17 protein-coding genes are annotated in these 15,022 nt (G+C 72.5%); 5 read left to right on the top strand and 12 right to left on the bottom strand.

All coding sequences use genetic code 11. The annotated features are described in order from the left end of the window. Nucleotides 1-1,056, bottom strand: a complete 1,056-nt coding sequence (locus tag OH807_RS20360; RefSeq protein WP_406200805.1) for an aldo/keto reductase — start codon at nucleotides 1,054-1,056, stop codon at nucleotides 1-3. A 376-nt stretch (nucleotides 1,057-1,432) separates the two neighbouring features. Between OH807_RS20360 and OH807_RS20355 the strand changes: the two genes are divergently transcribed. Beyond that, nucleotides 1,433-2,365 (top strand): hypothetical protein, encoded by a 933-nt coding sequence (locus OH807_RS20355; protein WP_406200803.1) that lies wholly within the window; start codon nucleotides 1,433-1,435, stop codon nucleotides 2,363-2,365. A 282-nt stretch (nucleotides 2,366-2,647) separates the two neighbouring features. After that, nucleotides 2,648-3,601, top strand: a complete 954-nt coding sequence (locus OH807_RS20350) for a class I SAM-dependent methyltransferase (protein ID WP_406200801.1) — start codon at nucleotides 2,648-2,650, stop codon at nucleotides 3,599-3,601. Between the two features lie 78 nt (nucleotides 3,602-3,679). On the opposite strand, the gene OH807_RS20345 is transcribed toward OH807_RS20350, so the two are convergent. The 3 genes from OH807_RS20345 to OH807_RS20335 all read right to left on the bottom strand — a co-directional run bounded on the left by OH807_RS20345 (nucleotide 3,680) and on the right by OH807_RS20335 (nucleotide 4,839). Further along, nucleotides 3,680-3,997, bottom strand: a complete 318-nt coding sequence (locus OH807_RS20345) for a DUF6087 family protein (RefSeq protein WP_406200798.1) — start codon at nucleotides 3,995-3,997, stop codon at nucleotides 3,680-3,682. An 86-nt stretch (nucleotides 3,998-4,083) separates the two neighbouring features. After that, a complete protein-coding gene (locus OH807_RS20340; RefSeq protein WP_406200796.1) occupies nucleotides 4,084-4,404 on the bottom strand; it encodes a DMT family transporter in 321 nt (106 codons plus the stop codon). A gap of 87 nt (nucleotides 4,405-4,491) precedes the next feature. Then, nucleotides 4,492-4,839: a DMT family transporter gene (locus OH807_RS20335; RefSeq protein ID WP_406200794.1), complete on the bottom strand. Its 348-nt coding sequence runs from the start codon at nucleotides 4,837-4,839 to the stop codon at nucleotides 4,492-4,494. A gap of 124 nt (nucleotides 4,840-4,963) precedes the next feature. Between OH807_RS20335 and OH807_RS20330 the strand changes: the two genes are divergently transcribed. Together OH807_RS20330 and cutA are read left to right on the top strand one after the other, a co-directional pair. Continuing rightward, the gene (locus tag OH807_RS20330; RefSeq protein ID WP_406200791.1) at nucleotides 4,964-5,464 is read left to right on the top strand and encodes a MarR family winged helix-turn-helix transcriptional regulator; all 501 of its coding nucleotides are present in this window, start codon (nucleotides 4,964-4,966) and stop codon (nucleotides 5,462-5,464) included. A 29-nt stretch (nucleotides 5,465-5,493) separates the two neighbouring features. Next, entirely contained in the window at nucleotides 5,494-5,853 is a 360-nt protein-coding gene (gene cutA, locus OH807_RS20325) for a divalent-cation tolerance protein CutA (protein ID WP_406200789.1), read from the top strand. Between the two features lie 149 nt (nucleotides 5,854-6,002). Here the strand turns inward: cutA and metG are convergent, their stop codons facing one another. The 3 genes from metG to OH807_RS20310 form a co-directional block, all read right to left on the bottom strand. Next, on the bottom strand, nucleotides 6,003-7,733 hold the full coding sequence (gene metG / locus OH807_RS20320; protein WP_406200787.1) for a methionine--tRNA ligase: 1,731 nt from the start codon (nucleotides 7,731-7,733) through the stop codon (nucleotides 6,003-6,005). A 182-nt stretch (nucleotides 7,734-7,915) separates the two neighbouring features. Next, complete coding sequence (locus tag OH807_RS20315) at nucleotides 7,916-9,052, bottom strand: damage-control phosphatase ARMT1 family protein (RefSeq protein ID WP_406200785.1); 1,137 nt, start codon at nucleotides 9,050-9,052, stop codon at nucleotides 7,916-7,918. A gap of 157 nt (nucleotides 9,053-9,209) precedes the next feature. Next, nucleotides 9,210-9,725, bottom strand: coding sequence for a DUF6879 family protein (locus OH807_RS20310; protein ID WP_406200782.1), 516 nt, complete (start codon nucleotides 9,723-9,725; stop codon nucleotides 9,210-9,212). Between the two features lie 388 nt (nucleotides 9,726-10,113). On the opposite strand from OH807_RS20310, the gene OH807_RS20305 reads away from it, so the two are divergent. Beyond that, nucleotides 10,114-10,566, top strand: a complete 453-nt coding sequence (locus OH807_RS20305; RefSeq protein WP_406200780.1) for a hypothetical protein — start codon at nucleotides 10,114-10,116, stop codon at nucleotides 10,564-10,566. A gap of 354 nt (nucleotides 10,567-10,920) precedes the next feature. On the opposite strand, the gene OH807_RS20300 is transcribed toward OH807_RS20305, so the two are convergent. The 5 genes from OH807_RS20300 to OH807_RS20280 all read right to left on the bottom strand — a co-directional run bounded on the left by OH807_RS20300 (nucleotide 10,921) and on the right by OH807_RS20280 (nucleotide 15,018). Beyond that, on the bottom strand, nucleotides 10,921-11,385 hold the full coding sequence (locus OH807_RS20300; RefSeq protein WP_406200777.1) for a GNAT family N-acetyltransferase; N-acetyltransferase: 465 nt from the start codon (nucleotides 11,383-11,385) through the stop codon (nucleotides 10,921-10,923). Then, the gene (locus OH807_RS20295; protein ID WP_406200775.1) at nucleotides 11,382-12,227 is read right to left on the bottom strand and encodes a hypothetical protein; all 846 of its coding nucleotides are present in this window, start codon (nucleotides 12,225-12,227) and stop codon (nucleotides 11,382-11,384) included. The genes OH807_RS20300 and OH807_RS20295 overlap by 4 nt, the downstream gene beginning before the upstream one ends. A gap of 352 nt (nucleotides 12,228-12,579) precedes the next feature. Next, nucleotides 12,580-13,710, bottom strand: coding sequence for a methyltransferase domain-containing protein (locus OH807_RS20290; protein ID WP_406200772.1), 1,131 nt, complete (start codon nucleotides 13,708-13,710; stop codon nucleotides 12,580-12,582). Beyond that, nucleotides 13,707-14,675: an ATP-grasp ribosomal peptide maturase gene (gene tgmB / locus OH807_RS20285; RefSeq protein ID WP_406200770.1), complete on the bottom strand. Its 969-nt coding sequence runs from the start codon at nucleotides 14,673-14,675 to the stop codon at nucleotides 13,707-13,709. The genes OH807_RS20290 and tgmB overlap by 4 nt, the downstream gene beginning before the upstream one ends. Before the next feature lies 1 nt (nucleotide 14,676). Next, complete coding sequence (locus tag OH807_RS20280; RefSeq protein ID WP_406200768.1) at nucleotides 14,677-15,018, bottom strand: hypothetical protein; 342 nt, start codon at nucleotides 15,016-15,018, stop codon at nucleotides 14,677-14,679. Between the last annotated feature and the right edge of the window lie 4 nt (nucleotides 15,019-15,022).

Genomic DNA, 15,022 nt, shown 5'->3' with positions numbered 1-15,022 from the left:
TTACGCCGCCGCCCGGTCGCCGGCCGGGCGGCGCCGCAGCGCCGGGTCGGCCAGGGCCCGCGGCTGCCAGACGCCGTCCGGGCGGTAGAGGTCGGTGCCCGGCGGGACGATCGCGTCGATGCGGTCCAGGGTGGCGTCGTCCAGGACGAGGTCGGCGCCCTTGAGCGCGGCCGCCAGCTGCTCCCCGGTGCGCGGACCGATGATCACCGAGGTGACGGCGGGGTGAGCCGGCGGGAAGGCGAGCGCCAGCTCGGGCAGGGTGCGGCCGAGGTCGTCGGCGAGCGCGGTGAGCTTCTCGACGGCGTCCAGCTTGGCCGCGGTTCCCGGCAGAGCCGGGTCGAAGCGGGCCGGGGTGAGCGCGGCCCGACCGGTGCTCAGGTCGATCGGGCGGCCCTTGCGGTAGCGGCCGGTGAGGAAGCCGGAGGCGAGCGGGCTCCACGTCAGCGCGCCCATGCCGAGCCGCTGCACCACCGGCAGCACCTCGCGCTCGATGCCCCGGGCGAGCAGCGAGTACGGCGGCTGCTCGGTGCGCAGGCGCGGCAGGCCGCGCCGTTCGGCGACGTGGTGGGCCTCGACGAGCTGCTCGGCGGGGAAGGCCGAGCAGCCGAAGGCGCGGATCTTGCCGGCCCGGACGAGGTCGCCGAGGACGGCGAGGGTCTCCTCGATGTCGGTGGTGTGGTCGGGCCGGTGGACTTGGTAGAGGTCGATCCGGTCGGTGCGCAGCCGTCGCAGGCTCTCCTCGACCTCGTGGACGATCCAGCGCCGCGAGTTGCCGCCCCGGTTGCGGCCTTCGCCCATCGGGAAGTGCACCTTGGTGGCGAGCACGACGTCGTCGCGGTTGCCGCGGCTCTGCAGTGCCTTGCCGACGATCTCCTCGGACTCGCCGGCCGAGTACATGTCCGCGGTGTCGACGAAGTTGATGCCCTGGTCGAGGGCGGTGTGGATGATCCGGGCACAGTCGTCGTGGTCGGGGTTGCCGACCGCGCCGAACATCATGGTGCCGAGGCAGTAGGTGCTCACCTCGATGCCGGTGCCGCCGAGGACGCGGTAGCGCATGGGTCAGGTCCCCCTGGTGTGTGGGTGGTTGGTGCACGGGGTGGCCGGCGGCCCCGGTCGGGGCGCGGCGCCGGGGCGGGCCCGGGGGCACCGACGCTAGGCCCTGGAGTGCACTCCAGGGCAAGGGGCATTCCGTCGACGCGGCCCGGCCGCACCCGTCGGGCCCGTGCCGGTCCGCATCCCTCCGGCGGGGGAGGAGGTCCTCCCGGCGGCGGAGGTCCGGGGCGGCGGCCGTCGCGAGCCTGGACGTATGACAACCACGGGCGGGCCGGCGGCGGGGCCGGTGACGGTGCGGGCGGCGGGCCGGGCAGGCAGCAGGGCGGGGGGCCGGGCGGGGCGTCGGGGCGGGCCCGGGTGGACCGGGAACGGCACGGGGGTGGCCGCCTGGGGAGTGGCGTACGCGGGCTTCGGGGTGCTCTGCGCGGCCGCCGGCACGGCGCTGCCCGGCGGCGGGTGGACGGGGTGGGCGGTCGCGGCGGGCGGCGTGGCCGCGACCCTCGCCGGCGTCTCGGTCCGCGGCCGGGTGCGGGCGGCGCGGGAGGTGGGACCAGTACTGCGGTCGGTGCTCCGGGTGCTCTGCGGGCTGGCCGGAGCGGCGGCGTTCAGCCTGCTGATGGACGTCATCACGCTGATCTTCGACCAGGCCGTGGACAGCGGGCCGGGGGCCGCCCTGCGGGCGCTCTCCGCACTGGGCGCCCTGCTGCTGGCGGCCACCGCGCGTACCGGCCGGGCGTCCGACCGTCCGGCCGGGCCACGTGCGCCCTCCGCGCCGTCGGCGGCCTCCGGACCGGTGCAACTGGCGGCCCTGGCCGGGACCGTGGCGTTCGTGCCGTACGTCGTGATGAAACTGACCTGGGCGTTCGGTGGCACCTTCGCCGGCCTGAGCGGGGCCGGGATGCGGGCGGTCGCCGAGCGCAACGGCACCTCCGGGCTCTGGCTCGCGCTGGAGTCCTGGGGGGTGGACGCGACCGCGCTGCTGGCGGCGCTCGGCGTGTTCCTGCTCTGGGGCCTGGTCCGCCCGTGGGGTCAGGTGTTCCCGCGCTGGACGCTGCTGCTGAGCGGTCACCGCGTCCCCCGCTGGCTGCCGCTCGCCCCCGCGCTGCTCGGCGCCGCCACGCTCGCTCCGTACGGGATCGTCGGCCTCGGGTACGCGGCGCTCGCCACGACGGGCGTGCTGACCGTGCCGCGCGGGGACTTCCCGACCGAGGCGGACGTGCTGCTGGTCGCCTGGATCGGCCTCGGCGCCTTCGCCGTCCACGGGGTGGCCCTGGCCGTCGCCACCCGCTCGTACTGGCGCCGGACGCGGTGAGCAGGCGCGGTGACCGGCGGCGCGGCCGGAGCCCGGGAGCAGACTCGTTTGCGGTTCCGGCAACAACGCTTGCCGCGTCGGGGGGTGCCGCCGCAGCCTGGCGGTGGAGGTGGCCGCCATGAGCGGGACGCAGAACCCGGAGGCAGCCGCACCTCGAACCGTCGATGCACCTCGAACCGCCGCCGCCGCCGGGTGAACCCCCACCGCCGCCGCACGTGGAACCGCCACCGGCCGACCCCGGTACCGCAGGGTGACTCCGGTACCGATCCGAAGGAGTACGCCATGCACGCCGAGCCGCAGGACCACGCCCACACCCCCGCACACCAGCACGCCCCCCGGAGCGACGGCCCCCAGGAGGGTCACCAGGGCCACGCCCACCAGAACCACGGCGGGCACGACCACCACGGCGAGCCGGACTGGTCGGCGCTCGCCGTCCTCCTGGAGCGCGAGGGCGAACTGAACAGCCCGGCCTTCACGCAGGCCGCGCAGTGGCTGCGGGAACTGCAGAACAATGCCGCCGTCGGCCGGGTGCTGGACGTGGGCAGCGGGCCGGGCGTCGTCGCGGGTGTGCTGGCCGAGGCCTTCCCGGCGGCCGAGGTGGTCGCCGTCGACGGGTCGCCCGCCCTGCTGGAGCGGGCCCGGACCCGCTCGGCAGGCCGCCTCTCCACCCAACAGGCCGACCTGCCCGCCGAGTTCGACCGCCTCGGCACGGCCGGCCTGATCTGGTCCTCCAACGCCGTGCACCATCTCGGCGACCAGCAGGCCGCGTTGACGGCGCTGGCCGGCGCGCTGCGCCCGGGCGGACTGCTCGCGGTCTCCGAACGGGGGCTGCCGCTGCGGTTCCTCCCGCGCGACATCGGTCTGGGCCGCCCGGGCCTCCAGGCCCGGCTGGACGCCGCCCACGAGGACGCCTTCGCCGCGATGCGCGCCCAACTGCCGGGCGCCGTGGACGAGGTGGAGGACTGGCCGGCCATGCTGGCCGCCGCCGGGCTCGCCCCCGCCGGTTCGCGGACCTTCCTCGCCGAGTGGCCGGCCCCGCTCGGCCTCCCGGGCCGCGAGCACCTGCACACCCAGCTGTCCCGGCGGCGGGACCAGCTCGGCGAGCTGCTGGACGCGGCCGACCGGGAGGCCCTCGACGCCCTGCTCGACCGCGAGGCGCCCACCGGCATCCTCGCCCGCCCGGATGCCTTCTACCTGACCGCGATCACCGTCCACACCGCGCGCAAGGCCGGCTGACCGGGGCCTGCGCCGGTGCCCCCCGGTGGCCGCCTCCGGTGCGACCCTCGCCGACCGGCCGCGCGGCCCGGAGGTGGGTCAGCCCGCCGGGTCGGGTTTGCGGTGCCGCCCGGTGCCCTTGCGCAGCAGGGGCACCGGGGCGTCGGACTGCGGAAGGGCCGCGGCCGTCCCGGCCCGGGCGATCAGCAGGTGGGCCTGCGCGTAGTTCTCCGCCACGCCGACCGGCTGCCACGCGAAGCCGTCCCATTCGACCACCAGTCGCGGGGCGTCCCGGAACACGTGCGCCCCGCGGCGCGGGCCGGGGGCCAGGGTGATCGCATCGCGCGTCCCGGTGGCGCGGCGCCGGCCCGCCCGCCGCGCGTACCAGTCGGACAGGGGTTCGTCCTCGGCGCTCACCGCCACCTCCCTCACGTCGGCCGGGCCAGTCTTGCCGACGGAGGGTGGGCGGGGCGAGTCCACGATCGGGTGAAACGGACGGACCGTCAGAGACCGGAGGCCAACTTCAGGGTGACGGCACCGGCGATGATCGAGGCGAAGGAGAGCAGCTTGGGGAGCGTGATCCGCTCCTTGTAGATCAGGGCGCCGAAGGCGACGGTGCCGATCGAGCCGAGCCCGGTCCAGATGGTGTAGCCGACGCTGACGTCCAGCGTTCTGAGGGCGAGGCTGAGCGTGAAGATGCCGCCCGCGGCCGCCACCAGGGTGAGGACGGACGGCCAGAGCCGGGTGAAGCCGTGGGTGGCGTTGGTGCCGAGGGCGAAGGCGATCTCGAAGACCACGGCGATCGCGAGGAAGAACCAGGCCATGGGGGGTGTGCTCCTTCGGTGGTCGGGGTGCGGGGTGCGGGGTCGGGGTGTACGGGCGGGAGCGCGGACGTGGGGCAGGGGGCGGGGTCAGCCGCCGGCCGGCTGCTCGGAGCCGCCGAGCCTGTCGGCGAGCTTCAGTCCCAGGACCCCGCCGATGATCAGGACGAAGGCCGCCGCCTTCCCGAGGTTCATCGACTCGTGGAAGATCACCGAGCCGAGAACGACGGTGCCGACCGAGCCGATGCCGGTCCACACCGTGTAGCCCACGCCGACGTCGAGGGTCTTCAGGGCGAGGCTGAGGAAGAAGATCCCGCCGGCCGCGGCCGCGGCGGTGAGCAGCGACGGGCCCAGCACGGTGAAGCCGTGGGTCGCGTTGGTGGCGAGGGCGAAGACGACCTCGAAGACGGAGGCGACGAGCAGGTAGATCCAGGCCATGGGAACCCCCCGGGTTCATGGAGCGGCAGTGGTTGCATGTATGTGCAAATTGATGTCGACTGGGCAAGAGCATGCATGTACAAGTAACCTGTGTCAACCCGCCCAGCCCGTCCAGGAGCAGCCCATGGCCACGGAACCCAGCCCCACCAGCGGCGCTTCGGATGCCCGGACCCCGGAGGCGCCACCGTCCGACGCCCGGATGTGGAGCCGGCTCAACGCCCTGCACGCCCACGTCGAGAACCGGCTCGCCACCGCCCTCCAGCGCCGGCACGGCCTCGGGCTCTCCGAGTACCGCGCCCTCGGCTTCCTCACCGAAGCGCCCAAGGGCGAGCTGCGCATGCAGGACCTCGCCGCCGGTCTCGGGCTCAACCAGAGCTCGGTCACCCGTCTGGTCGCCCGGCTGAACGCCGCGGACTTCACGTACCGGGACTCCTGCCCCGACGACAAGCGCGGCGTCTACACCGTCATCACCGCCGCCGGCCGCGCCCGTCACCAGGAGGCCCGCAGTACCTACGAGGAGACCCTCACGACGGCCCTGGACGAGGAGGCCGCCGCCGTTCCCGACCTCGCCCCGCTGCTCGACACGGCCCGCCGCTCCCTCGGCCGACCCGCGGGCGCCGCCTGAGCCCCGCCGTCCGGCGGTACCGTCGCCCCATGGCAGCCCCGATCCCCGCCCCGATCCCCGCCTCCGCCCCCGTCGCCGCGGCCGTCGTGGTCACCACCACGCACGACGACGAGACCAAGGCCCGCGCCCTCGCCGACTCGGCCGTCCGCGTCCGGCTGGCCGCCTGCGCCCAGATCTCCGCGATCCACTCCGTCTACTGGTGGGACGGTGAGGTCCGGCAGGGCGCCGAGTGGCGCGTCGACCTCAAGACCCGGGCCGAACTCGCCGACCGGCTCACCGCCTTCGTCACCGAGCAGCACGACTACGACACCCCCGAGGTGATCGTCGTCCCGGTGCTCGCCGCCGCCCCCGGCTACCTGGCCTGGCTGGCCACCGAGACCACCGCCTGAAGGCTGCGGCCCCGGCGCGGAGCGGCTCCCGGGGAAGCCGCAGGGGCGCCCCGTCGCCGACCGCGACGGGGCGCCCCTGCACGGACAGCCGCCGCTCCCTCCGGAAGGGCGGCCGTCCGGTTGCCCGGTGCCGGGTTGCCCGGTGCCCGCTACTCGCCGCCGCCGAAGCGGTCGGTCCAGGCGGCGAGGTCCTCGTCGGTGATCTTCGCGAAGAGCACCGGCGGGACGGTGAAGGCCGTGCCGGCCGGCACGAAGTCCAGCGCGCGGGCCTCCTCCGGGCTCACCCACGCCTGCGTCCGCGCGGGCGCGTCGGCGGGCAGCGCGAACGCCTCGCGCATCGCCGCGGCCGCGGCCGGGATGAACGGCTCGGAGACCACCGCGTACAGGTGGATCAGGTTCATCGCCGTGCGCAGGGTCAGCGCGGCCGCCTCCGGGTCGGTCTTCACCTGGAGCCACGGCGCCTTCTCGTCCAGGTAGGCGTTGCCCGCGCTCCACAGCGTGCGCAGGGCCTGCGCCGCCTTGCGGAAGTTCAGCGCCTCCAGCTGGGCCTCGTACTCGGCCAGCAGCTCGGCGATCTGCGCACCCAGCCGCTCCTCCGCCTCGCCCGCCGCGTGCCCGGCCGGGACGTCGTCGCCGAACCGCTTGCGGCTGAAGGAGAGCACCCGGTTGACGAAGTTGCCGAGGGTGTCGGCGAGGTCCTTGTTGACGACCGAGGCGAAGAGGTCCCAGGTGAAGCTGGAGTCGTCCGACTCGGGGGCGTGTGCCATCAGGAAGTAGCGCCAGTAGTCGGCCGGCAGCAGCTCCAGCGCGACGTCGGTGAAGATGCCCCGCTTCTGGCTGGTGGAGAACTTGCCGCCGTAGTACGTCAGCCAGTTGAAGGCCTTGACGTAGTCGACCTTCTTCCAGGGCTTGTGCGAACCGATGATGGTCGCCGGGAACATCACCGTGTGGAACGGGACGTTGTCCTTGGCCATGAACTCCGTGTAGCGGACGGTCTCGTCGGCCTCGTACCACCAGGACTTCCAGTCCCGGAGCTCGCCGGCCGGGGCCGCGTCCGCCCACTCCTTCGTGGCGCCGATGTACTCGATCGGCGCGTCGAACCAGACGTAGAAGACCTTGCCCGCCGCTGCCAGCTCCGGCCAGACGTCGGCCGGCACCGGCACGCCCCACTCCAGGTCACGCGTGATCGCGCGGTCCTGCAGGCCCTCGGTCAGCCACTTGCGGGCGATCGAGGAGGCGAGCACCGGCCACTCGTCGCCGTGCGCGTCGACCCACTGCTCGACCTGGTCGGTCAGCTTCGACTGGAGCAGGAAGAGGTGCTTGGTCTCGCGCACCTCCAGGTCCGCGCTGCCGCTGATCGCCGAGCGCGGCTCCAGCAGGTCCGTCGGGTCCAGCACCCGGGTGCAGTTCTCGCACTGGTCGCCGCGCGCCTTGTCGTAGCCGCAGTGCGGGCAGGTGCCGACGATGTACCGGTCCGGCAGGAACCGCCCGTCCGTGACGGAGTACACCTGGCGGATCGCCCGCTCCTCGATGAACCCGTTGGCGTGCAGCTCCCGCGCGATCTCCTGGGTGATCTCCCGGTTCTGCGGCGAGGAGCTGCGCCCGAAGTGGTCGAACGACAGCCGGAAGCCGTCGTACACGGCGCGCTGCTGCCCGTGCGCCTGCGCACAGAACTCCGCCACCGGCAGCCCCGCCTCCTGCGCGGCCAGCTCGGCCGGAGTGCCGTGCTCGTCGGTCGCGCAGATGTACAGCACGTCGTGCCCGCGCTGCCGCAGATAGCGGGAGTAGACGTCCGCCGGGAGCATCGACCCGACCATGTTGCCCAGGTGCTTGATCCCGTTGATGTACGGAAGGGCGCTGGTGATCAGGTGCCGAGCCATCCTCGGATGCTCCAATTTCTCCCGCACGCACCCCTACCCCGGAGTGCCGTGACAGGCGCAGGGTCTGGGGCCGCAACGGAAGCCCGGCACGGATTGCCGGCTCCCGGGCTGCCACACAGAGCGAAGTTCCACTGTGGGCCACCCAATCGTAGCGAAACCGGAGGCCCTGCCCTGCGCCCGTTTCACGAGCCGGACAGCCGGTGGACCTGGACGACGGCGTGCCGCCCGGTCGTCCGCCAGTCCGTCCCGGTGCCGTTCAGCCGCGCGGTGGTCGCCGCGTCGAGCCCGACGATCACATCGGACTTGAGCGTGCGCAGCGCCGCGACGCAGGAGGGGAAGTGCCCGGCGGCCCCGGCGAACGACGTGGTCGGCGGCCAGTACCGGTCGCCGACCAGGCGGCGGTAGTTGAGATCGCCCTTGACGATCGTGAGCGCCGCGCCGGCGAACTCCGCCCGGAGCCCGGCCGGCAGGTCGTGGAACGGCAGCGGCGCGCAGAAGAACGGATCGGTGCGGACGACGAGCGTGCCGTCGTTCATCGCCCGTCGCAGGCGCCCGCCCACGGCCGCGGCCCGCAGGTGGTCGACGGCCGCCAGGACGTCGGTCATGGTCGCGTCCGACACGAAGTACGGCTGGGGCTTCACGTACAGCGCCACCTCTCCCGCCAGTCCGCGGGTCAGCAGGTGGTCGATCAGGGCGAGGTCCGGCAGCAGCTCCCGCCCGGCGTTGTCCGCGACGACGCAGACCAGGCCGCCCGCCGTCCGCTCCAGCTCCGCCCAGAGCGCGGGCCCGTCGTCGACCAGCAGCGCGTCGGCGTCGGCCCCCTCCGCCGCCCGGCCCGCCCCGCCCGCCGTGATCCGGAACCCGAGGTCGGCCCGGTTTCCCCACAGCGAGGCGGCGAGCAGCGCCTCCGGCGGGCCGTCACCCCCACCCGCCGGCGCCGTCGCCAGTTCGGCCGCCTTGAACGGCCCGAACGGGTCGATGCCCTGCCACGCGCCGGGGCGGAAGTAGCCCGTGGCCTCCAGCAGCCGCCGGTAGAAGTAGCTCTCCGCCCACAGGAACGGCGCCTCCCCCCAGGGCCGCCCCCAGAGGTTCTGACCCCACGCCAGCCATGCGGCGTGGTCGTGCGCGTCCTCGTCCAGCGGCTCCAGCACGCCGCCGGTGCTCTCCGCCAGCAGCCGCTCCAGCGCGGCCCGCTCACCGGGCCCGTACGGCAGCGCGGCCAGCACCCGCCGGATCAGCTCCGGGTGCCGCTCGTGGAACACCGCCCGCGCGAACGACCCGGGCACGTCACTGCGGATCACGGCTGCGTCCGTCGGCACGGGGCGCTCGATTCTCTGGTCATCGGTCGGGCCCTGTCATTCTCCCCGCCGCACTCACCGCCGACGGTGACCCGACACCCTCGCGCAGGAAGTCGGCCGGTCAGACTTCCTGCGCGGCGGGGCTACGGGCTTCCCGGCTCCGCGTTGTCCTTCTCGGTCAAGTGCGGTGCTGCCAGTATTCGGTGTACGGCGCGGCGTGCCGCCACGAGAGGTCCCGGTAGGCCCGGTACCGCGGGAGCGATTCCGGACCCAGCAGCTCGGCGCCCAGGAACTCGTCATCGCTGCTGTAGTGCATCCTGTAGACGCGGGAGTCGTCGAACAGCCAGAAGTCGTGGTCGGGCAGGCCGTCGATCTGCTTGTCCGCGAGATCGAGAATTCGGATGTCCTCGCCGGCCCGGACGTTTCCGACGTAGCCCCAGCCGAGTTCGAACCGGAGATAGTCGGTCAGCGGGGACCGGAGGATGTGGACCCGCTGCAGTACCTTCCCGGTCCCGGTCATGGACCGAACCCATGGACTGTCCGCCCAGGCGTCCGGCATCTTCGCACCCGCAAGGAAGCCTTTGAGCTCCTTGCGTTCGTCTTCGACGTCGTAGCGGTCCTTCGTCTCCATCTTGAAGGCGGAGGAGTGAAAGTTCTGGAAGAGCTGGTCAAAGGCGTCATCGCTGAGCAGCACGGAAGAAGCCCTCCAATAGTTCGGCCATGACCTCCATGGCCGTCTCGTTCTCCGGGAGGCTCAGGTGAGCCAGCCGTTCGTGAACCAGATCTCCGGGAGCCGCCCGTAGGCCTCGTGGTGTGGATCGTCCGGGAGAACATCGTCGGCGCGGCCTCCCTCTCAGTCTTGCTGTACTCAACCAACTTGGTCTGTGCCGTGCCCTTGAGCACCTGCCGGCGGGCCGGGAAGGAGCCTCGTGCGGCTTCGGCGTGTCGATGACGCCCGCGCCCATAGGCTCGGCACCGGGTGTGCCGAAGGGAGAGCGCTGGTGTATCAGGTGCGTGAGGCAACGGTCGCTGATGCCGATCCGATCGCCGCCGTGGTTCGAGCCCGGTCCGCGTGGCTGTCCGTGCGAGGACTGGGCCAGTGCGCCGACATGGCCGAGGAGTACGGCTCCCAGGCCGGCAACCCCTCGTTCCCGGTCTGGGTGCTGGAGCACGAAACCGAGGGCATCGTCGGCTGCACATCGCACTACGGCAACGAAGCCCTGCCCGAGTGGGCGTTCACCGGCGAGGAGAGGAACGAACCGTCCCTCTTCCTTGCGACCACCTTCACCGTGCCGAACCCTCATCGGCTCGGTCGGCTGATCGCTTGGTGGTCCCTGGACCGGGCTGCCGCGCGGGGCCTCACCTGGGTCCGGCGCGGCACCGGGCAGGAACAGCTCTCCCGCTACTACCAGGAGGCGCAGGGCTGGGAGCTGCTGCGGGTCGCGGAGCGCCGCGGGGCGAAGGTGTTCTTTCTCCAGCGGGAAGCCCGGCCCGTGCCGGAGCCGGCCGGCCTGATGGCAGGGCACAGGCTGTAGCGGGAGGCCGGAGAGTCCGCAGCAGCCGTCCTGCTGCGGGCTCTCCGCGCTCTCAGCGACAGGTGAGGGCGGAGTCGGCCAGGAGTGCGAACACCACCTCGTGGTCCCCCGTGACCGGGGAATGGGCTTCCAGATGGGATCAGTTATCGCTGCGCAGGAAGTCGGCCGGTCCGACTTCCTGCGCAGCGGCTGAGGGCTTGCAGCGGGGCTAAGGGCTTTCAGCGGGTCCACGAGGTCGAGGTGCCGTCCGGCGGGTGGAGGCCTGCCCAGAACGAGAGGCCGTGGTGGTCCAGGGCCCGGCTGCTGGTCTCCGTCGTACGTTCACCTCAGAGGGATCGGACGTGTTGTACCCGGTCACGGACGAAACGATCGAACTTCGTAACGCTCGAATCCGCCCTCCGCCCCGATGTGGGTGAACCCGGCCTTGGCCAGCACGAGGCCGGAAGCCGGGTTGTCCGGGTGGTGCTTGGCCCGCCCGATTGGCAGGCGCAGAACGTCGAAGGCCAGGGCCAGAACACGCCCGGCCGCCTCGGTGGCGTAGCCCTGGCCCCAGGCGTTCGGTCGCAGGATGTAGCTCAGCGTGCCAGCACCCTGGACTATGCCCAGCTTGGCAACTCCCACCAGGCCGCCGGCCGCTTCAAGGCCGACGGTGAAATGCGTTCGAGGTGACTGGCCGGAATTCAGTACGGCCCGGCTGACGTAAGTCTTGGCTTCATCCTCACTCATCGGATTCCGGGCCAGATACCTGACTGACTCGGGACTGTAGATCTGCTGGAGAGCCTGCTCATCCCCGGCCCGCAGCTCCCGCAGCCGGATCACGTGATCACCGCGGCCAAGGTGTCACCTAGCTCGGCGGCGGTCGGCCGATCAGCCGGCCCGGAGAGCAGCACGGGGCGAAGCACGTCCTGAAGCTCCGGCCACGGCGTCGCCAGGGAGAGAGGTAGGCGCCCCGTCGCGATGGAGTCGCGCAGCCCCTCGGGTCCGACCTTCTCCCGGTCGATTCCGGCTGCCTGATAGTCGAGCGGCCAGGCGCCGGTCGAGCAGGTCCAGAGAACTCCCGACAGGGCGTAGACCTCCGCGGCCGGTGACGTCCTGACCGGCTGCGATCCGGCGGAGACCCAGGCGGCCAGCTCCGGTGCCATCAGGTGCACCATGGCGCCCTGGAAGGAGGTCCAGGGCGTTGTCCCCTCCTGCCATGACCAGGCGAAGTCGATCAGCTTCGCCCCGCTCTCGGTGTGGATGCCGTGCGACGGCTGCAGATCGCCGTGCACCCAGCCGGCGGCATGGAGACCGGCGACCGCGCGACACAGATCGACTGCTCCGGTCAGCGCGATCGGGCGGCCGGCAGCTCCCTCTCGGGCGGCTCGGAAGACCTCCCAGGTGGATCGCCCAGCCAGCCACGGGGTGACGAACCAGACGGCCTCACCAGCCCGGCATGCCGTGACCGTGTAGCCGGAAAGCTGATCCAGAACCGACGCCTCTCGCGCTGTCACCTCAGCGGCCTCCCCTCTCCCGAACTTGATGGCGACAGTGGCCATGGGGCCGGTGGCCTTCCAGACCGCAGAGCCGCGTCGGTCGGTGATCTCTTTCAGCTCGACCGGCCCGCAAACACCTTCCGCGGCCGTCACGGCTTCCGGGGGACAGGAAGCGAACTCGCCCATGCTCGTACTGCCTTCCAGTCACAGGGGATGTGCTCGAACACGTCCCGCCCATCGTCTTCAGCAGCGGCCAGTGCCGCAGCGAGATTCGGCGTGTCTTTCAGGAACCTCGGGTCTCGGTGGCGGACGGATGCCCGCACCGGAAGGAACGAGAAGGGGGCCGGCGGAATGCTCCGGTCGAAGTGGTACCACTCCTGGACGCCCCCGGCGAACGTGCCGAACATCCCGCCCATGAGGGCGCTCGATTCTCTGATCGTCGGCACCGCCATTCTCCCGCCCGCCACCGTTGCTGATCCGCCACCGCTGCGCAGGAAGTCGGCCGGCCCGACTTCCTGCGCAGCGCGGCTCCGGACATTCAGCGGGCCCACCACATCGATGTCCCGTCCGGCGCCATGTGCCCGATTCGCTGACCGCCCGCCGACACCTCCATGGAGAGCCACTCGCGGCGCGGGCGGTGGTGGTGCTGCCAGGCGGTGTGGGCGGCCTCGACGGCCCGCCAGAGATCCTGCGGCCCGGCCGTGGTCACCGTGGACGGCCGGCCGGGGTGGTCCCGCACCTCGGCGGCCGAGCCGTCCGCCGGGTCGAGGAGCACGGTGCCGCGCCGGACGACGGTCGGCGGCAGGTGGAGGCCTGCCCAGAACGAGAAGCCGTGGTCGTCCAGGGCCCGGGCGCCGATGTCCGTCGCTCGGGCCCTGCCTTCGACACGGCCGGGTCGGACCAGTGGCCTTGCCCCGTCCGACCGCAGGGGCATGAAGGCGGCCGGTCGGGCGAGGAACCGCCCGACCGCACGGCCGTCGGGCAGTTTGGTCAGGCAGACCACCGCCCCGCTCCCGAGGGTGCCGTCGATCGGGGCGACCAGGAGCCCACCGGGCGCGCACTGGTCGAGCCAGGCCTGCGGGATGCGCCGCACCGAGCAGGTCGCGATGATCCGGTCGAAGGGGGCCCTGTCCGGGTACCCGGCCGCGCCGTCCGCCCGGAGGACGGCCGGTGCGAACCCCGCCCCGCGCAGCCGCTCGCGGGCGGCTGCGGCCAGGCGTTCGGTGCGGTCCACCGTGGTGACGCTGCGGTCGCCCGCCAGGTGGCAGAGCAGGGCGGCGTTGTACCCGGTGCCCGTACCGATCTCCAACACCCGGTCGCCGGCGCGGACATCGAGCGCGTCCAGCATGTCGGCCATCAGACCGGGCAGCGTGGACGAGGACGTGGCCACCCCGTGCACCCCGTCGTCCGGCGCGTCCTCGGCGTGCACACCGTCCACCTCGGTGACCAGGACCCGGTCCGTGTACACGGCTTCCAGCCAGGCGTCGTCCGTGCCCCGCCAAGGCCGGTACAACTCGCGTTCGTGCCGGTAGAACACCGGCACGAACGGATACCGCGGCACGTTGAGGAACGCCTCGACCACCCGGGAGGAGAGCAGTGCGCAATGTCGCTCGACCTCCTCGGCCAGCCTGACGCGGGCCGCGACGAGTCGCTGGTCCTCGCCGATCATGCGGTGACCCCTTCCAGGTGATCGCACACTGCGGCGGTGATGGGCAGCCCGGTCGCCTGCTCGACGAACCCGTACTGCCCGTTGGGATTGACCTCAAGGAATGTCCACTCGCCCGACGGTGTGACAACGAAGTCGAACGCGCCGTACGGCAGCCCGAGTCGGTCGAGCACGCGGTGAACTCCGGCGGTCACGTCTGCTGGTGGGCTGCACACGCGATAGGTCAGGTTGTCGTAGTCACTGCGCCAGTCCGTCCTGGCCGCTACCGAGGTGGCGTGAATTTCGGCGGCGAAGATCCGTCTGCCCACTGCGGTCAGCCGGACCTCGTACGCCTTGGGTACCCACTCCTGAAACAGATGAGCCGTGGTGGCGATGGAGGGGTGGCCGATGTCGCCGGGCCGGAGCAGAGTCGCGTAGACCGCCATCGACTGCCCGTCGACCGTCCCCCGGATCGGAGTGAACGGTTTGTAGACCACGGGACCGCAGATCCGGTCGGCGAACTCCCTCGCTTCCTGGGGTCGGTTGGTGATCAGTGTCCGCGGCACCCGCAGACCGCATTCGGCGGCCACCCGGAGCTGAAGTGGCTTGTACTCGGCGTCCGCAGCCCGGCCCGGCGGCGGCAGCCACCGGGCCGGAAGCGCCGAGAGGATGCCGCCGAAGCCGCGCCGGGCCTCGGCGACTGCCACCGCGCGGGCCTCCGGCGGCATGGACGCCGGGAACTCGCAGGGTGTGGGCCGGCGGTAGTAGACCGCGCGGACGGTGGCCAGGTCGAGCGAGCGGTGGTTCGTGGCGAGCGTGCCGTGCCAGCCGTTCCCGTCGAGGCCGGCGGCCAGCGCCAGCCTCGACGGGAACCAGGCCGTGTCGGCCCGGAAGACCGGCACCGCACGTCGGTTGAGTTCCTCGACCACGAGGTCGGCGGTCGGATCGAACGCTCCGGTGAGGACGAGGACGGTACCGGAATCCGCCATGTCAGTCGTTGCTGCTTCCGGGGTCGTCCGGCGCGTCCATCTGACCGCTGGGCTGCGTCGGGCCGAAGGTCTTGGGCGGCGTGCTGGTCATGTAGACACCGGGTGGCAGACCCTCGTAGGTGCAGGTCTGCGAGTCCTCGTCGTACACGAGCCCGGACGGCAGGATGCCACCCGCACCGGTGACCGGGACGAGGAACCGGAACGCGAAGGGATCTCCGGGTCCGAGCCGGTCGTCCAGCGCGGGCAGCGGAGTGGCTCCGGCCGTGCTCAGCGGCAGGCGCGACTCAGGTCGGTCGAAGATGTGGCCGCCCTGGGGGCGACGGTTCAAGGGTGCGATGGACATGAAT

It is taken from the genome of Kitasatospora sp. NBC_01560 (genome assembly GCF_045208415.1).
Classification (GTDB): domain Bacteria; phylum Actinomycetota; class Actinomycetes; order Streptomycetales; family Streptomycetaceae; genus Kitasatospora.
The sequence above is the reverse complement of the archived record's forward strand: the minus strand, read 5'-3'. Positions and strand labels throughout refer to the sequence as shown.

Coding starts and splice junctions, on each gene's coding strand:
- OH807_RS20360 (WP_406200805.1), bottom strand. CDS start 1,056: ATGCGCTACCGCGTCCTCGGCGGCACCGGCATCGAGGTGAGCACCTAC.
- OH807_RS20350 (WP_406200801.1), top strand. CDS start 2,648: ATGCACGCCGAGCCGCAGGACCACGCCCACACCCCCGCACACCAGCAC.
- OH807_RS20340 (WP_406200796.1), bottom strand. CDS start 4,404: ATGGCCTGGTTCTTCCTCGCGATCGCCGTGGTCTTCGAGATCGCCTTC.
- OH807_RS20335 (WP_406200794.1), bottom strand. CDS start 4,839: ATGGCCTGGATCTACCTGCTCGTCGCCTCCGTCTTCGAGGTCGTCTTC.
- OH807_RS20330 (WP_406200791.1), top strand. CDS start 4,964: ATGGCCACGGAACCCAGCCCCACCAGCGGCGCTTCGGATGCCCGGACC.
- cutA (WP_406200789.1), top strand. CDS start 5,494: ATGGCAGCCCCGATCCCCGCCCCGATCCCCGCCTCCGCCCCCGTCGCC.
- metG (WP_406200787.1), bottom strand. CDS start 7,733: ATGGCTCGGCACCTGATCACCAGCGCCCTTCCGTACATCAACGGGATC.
- OH807_RS20295 (WP_406200775.1), bottom strand. CDS start 12,227: ATGGGCGAGTTCGCTTCCTGTCCCCCGGAAGCCGTGACGGCCGCGGAA.
- OH807_RS20290 (WP_406200772.1), bottom strand. CDS start 13,710: ATGATCGGCGAGGACCAGCGACTCGTCGCGGCCCGCGTCAGGCTGGCC.
- tgmB (WP_406200770.1), bottom strand. CDS start 14,675: ATGGCGGATTCCGGTACCGTCCTCGTCCTCACCGGAGCGTTCGATCCG.
- OH807_RS20280 (WP_406200768.1), bottom strand. CDS start 15,018: ATGTCCATCGCACCCTTGAACCGTCGCCCCCAGGGCGGCCACATCTTC.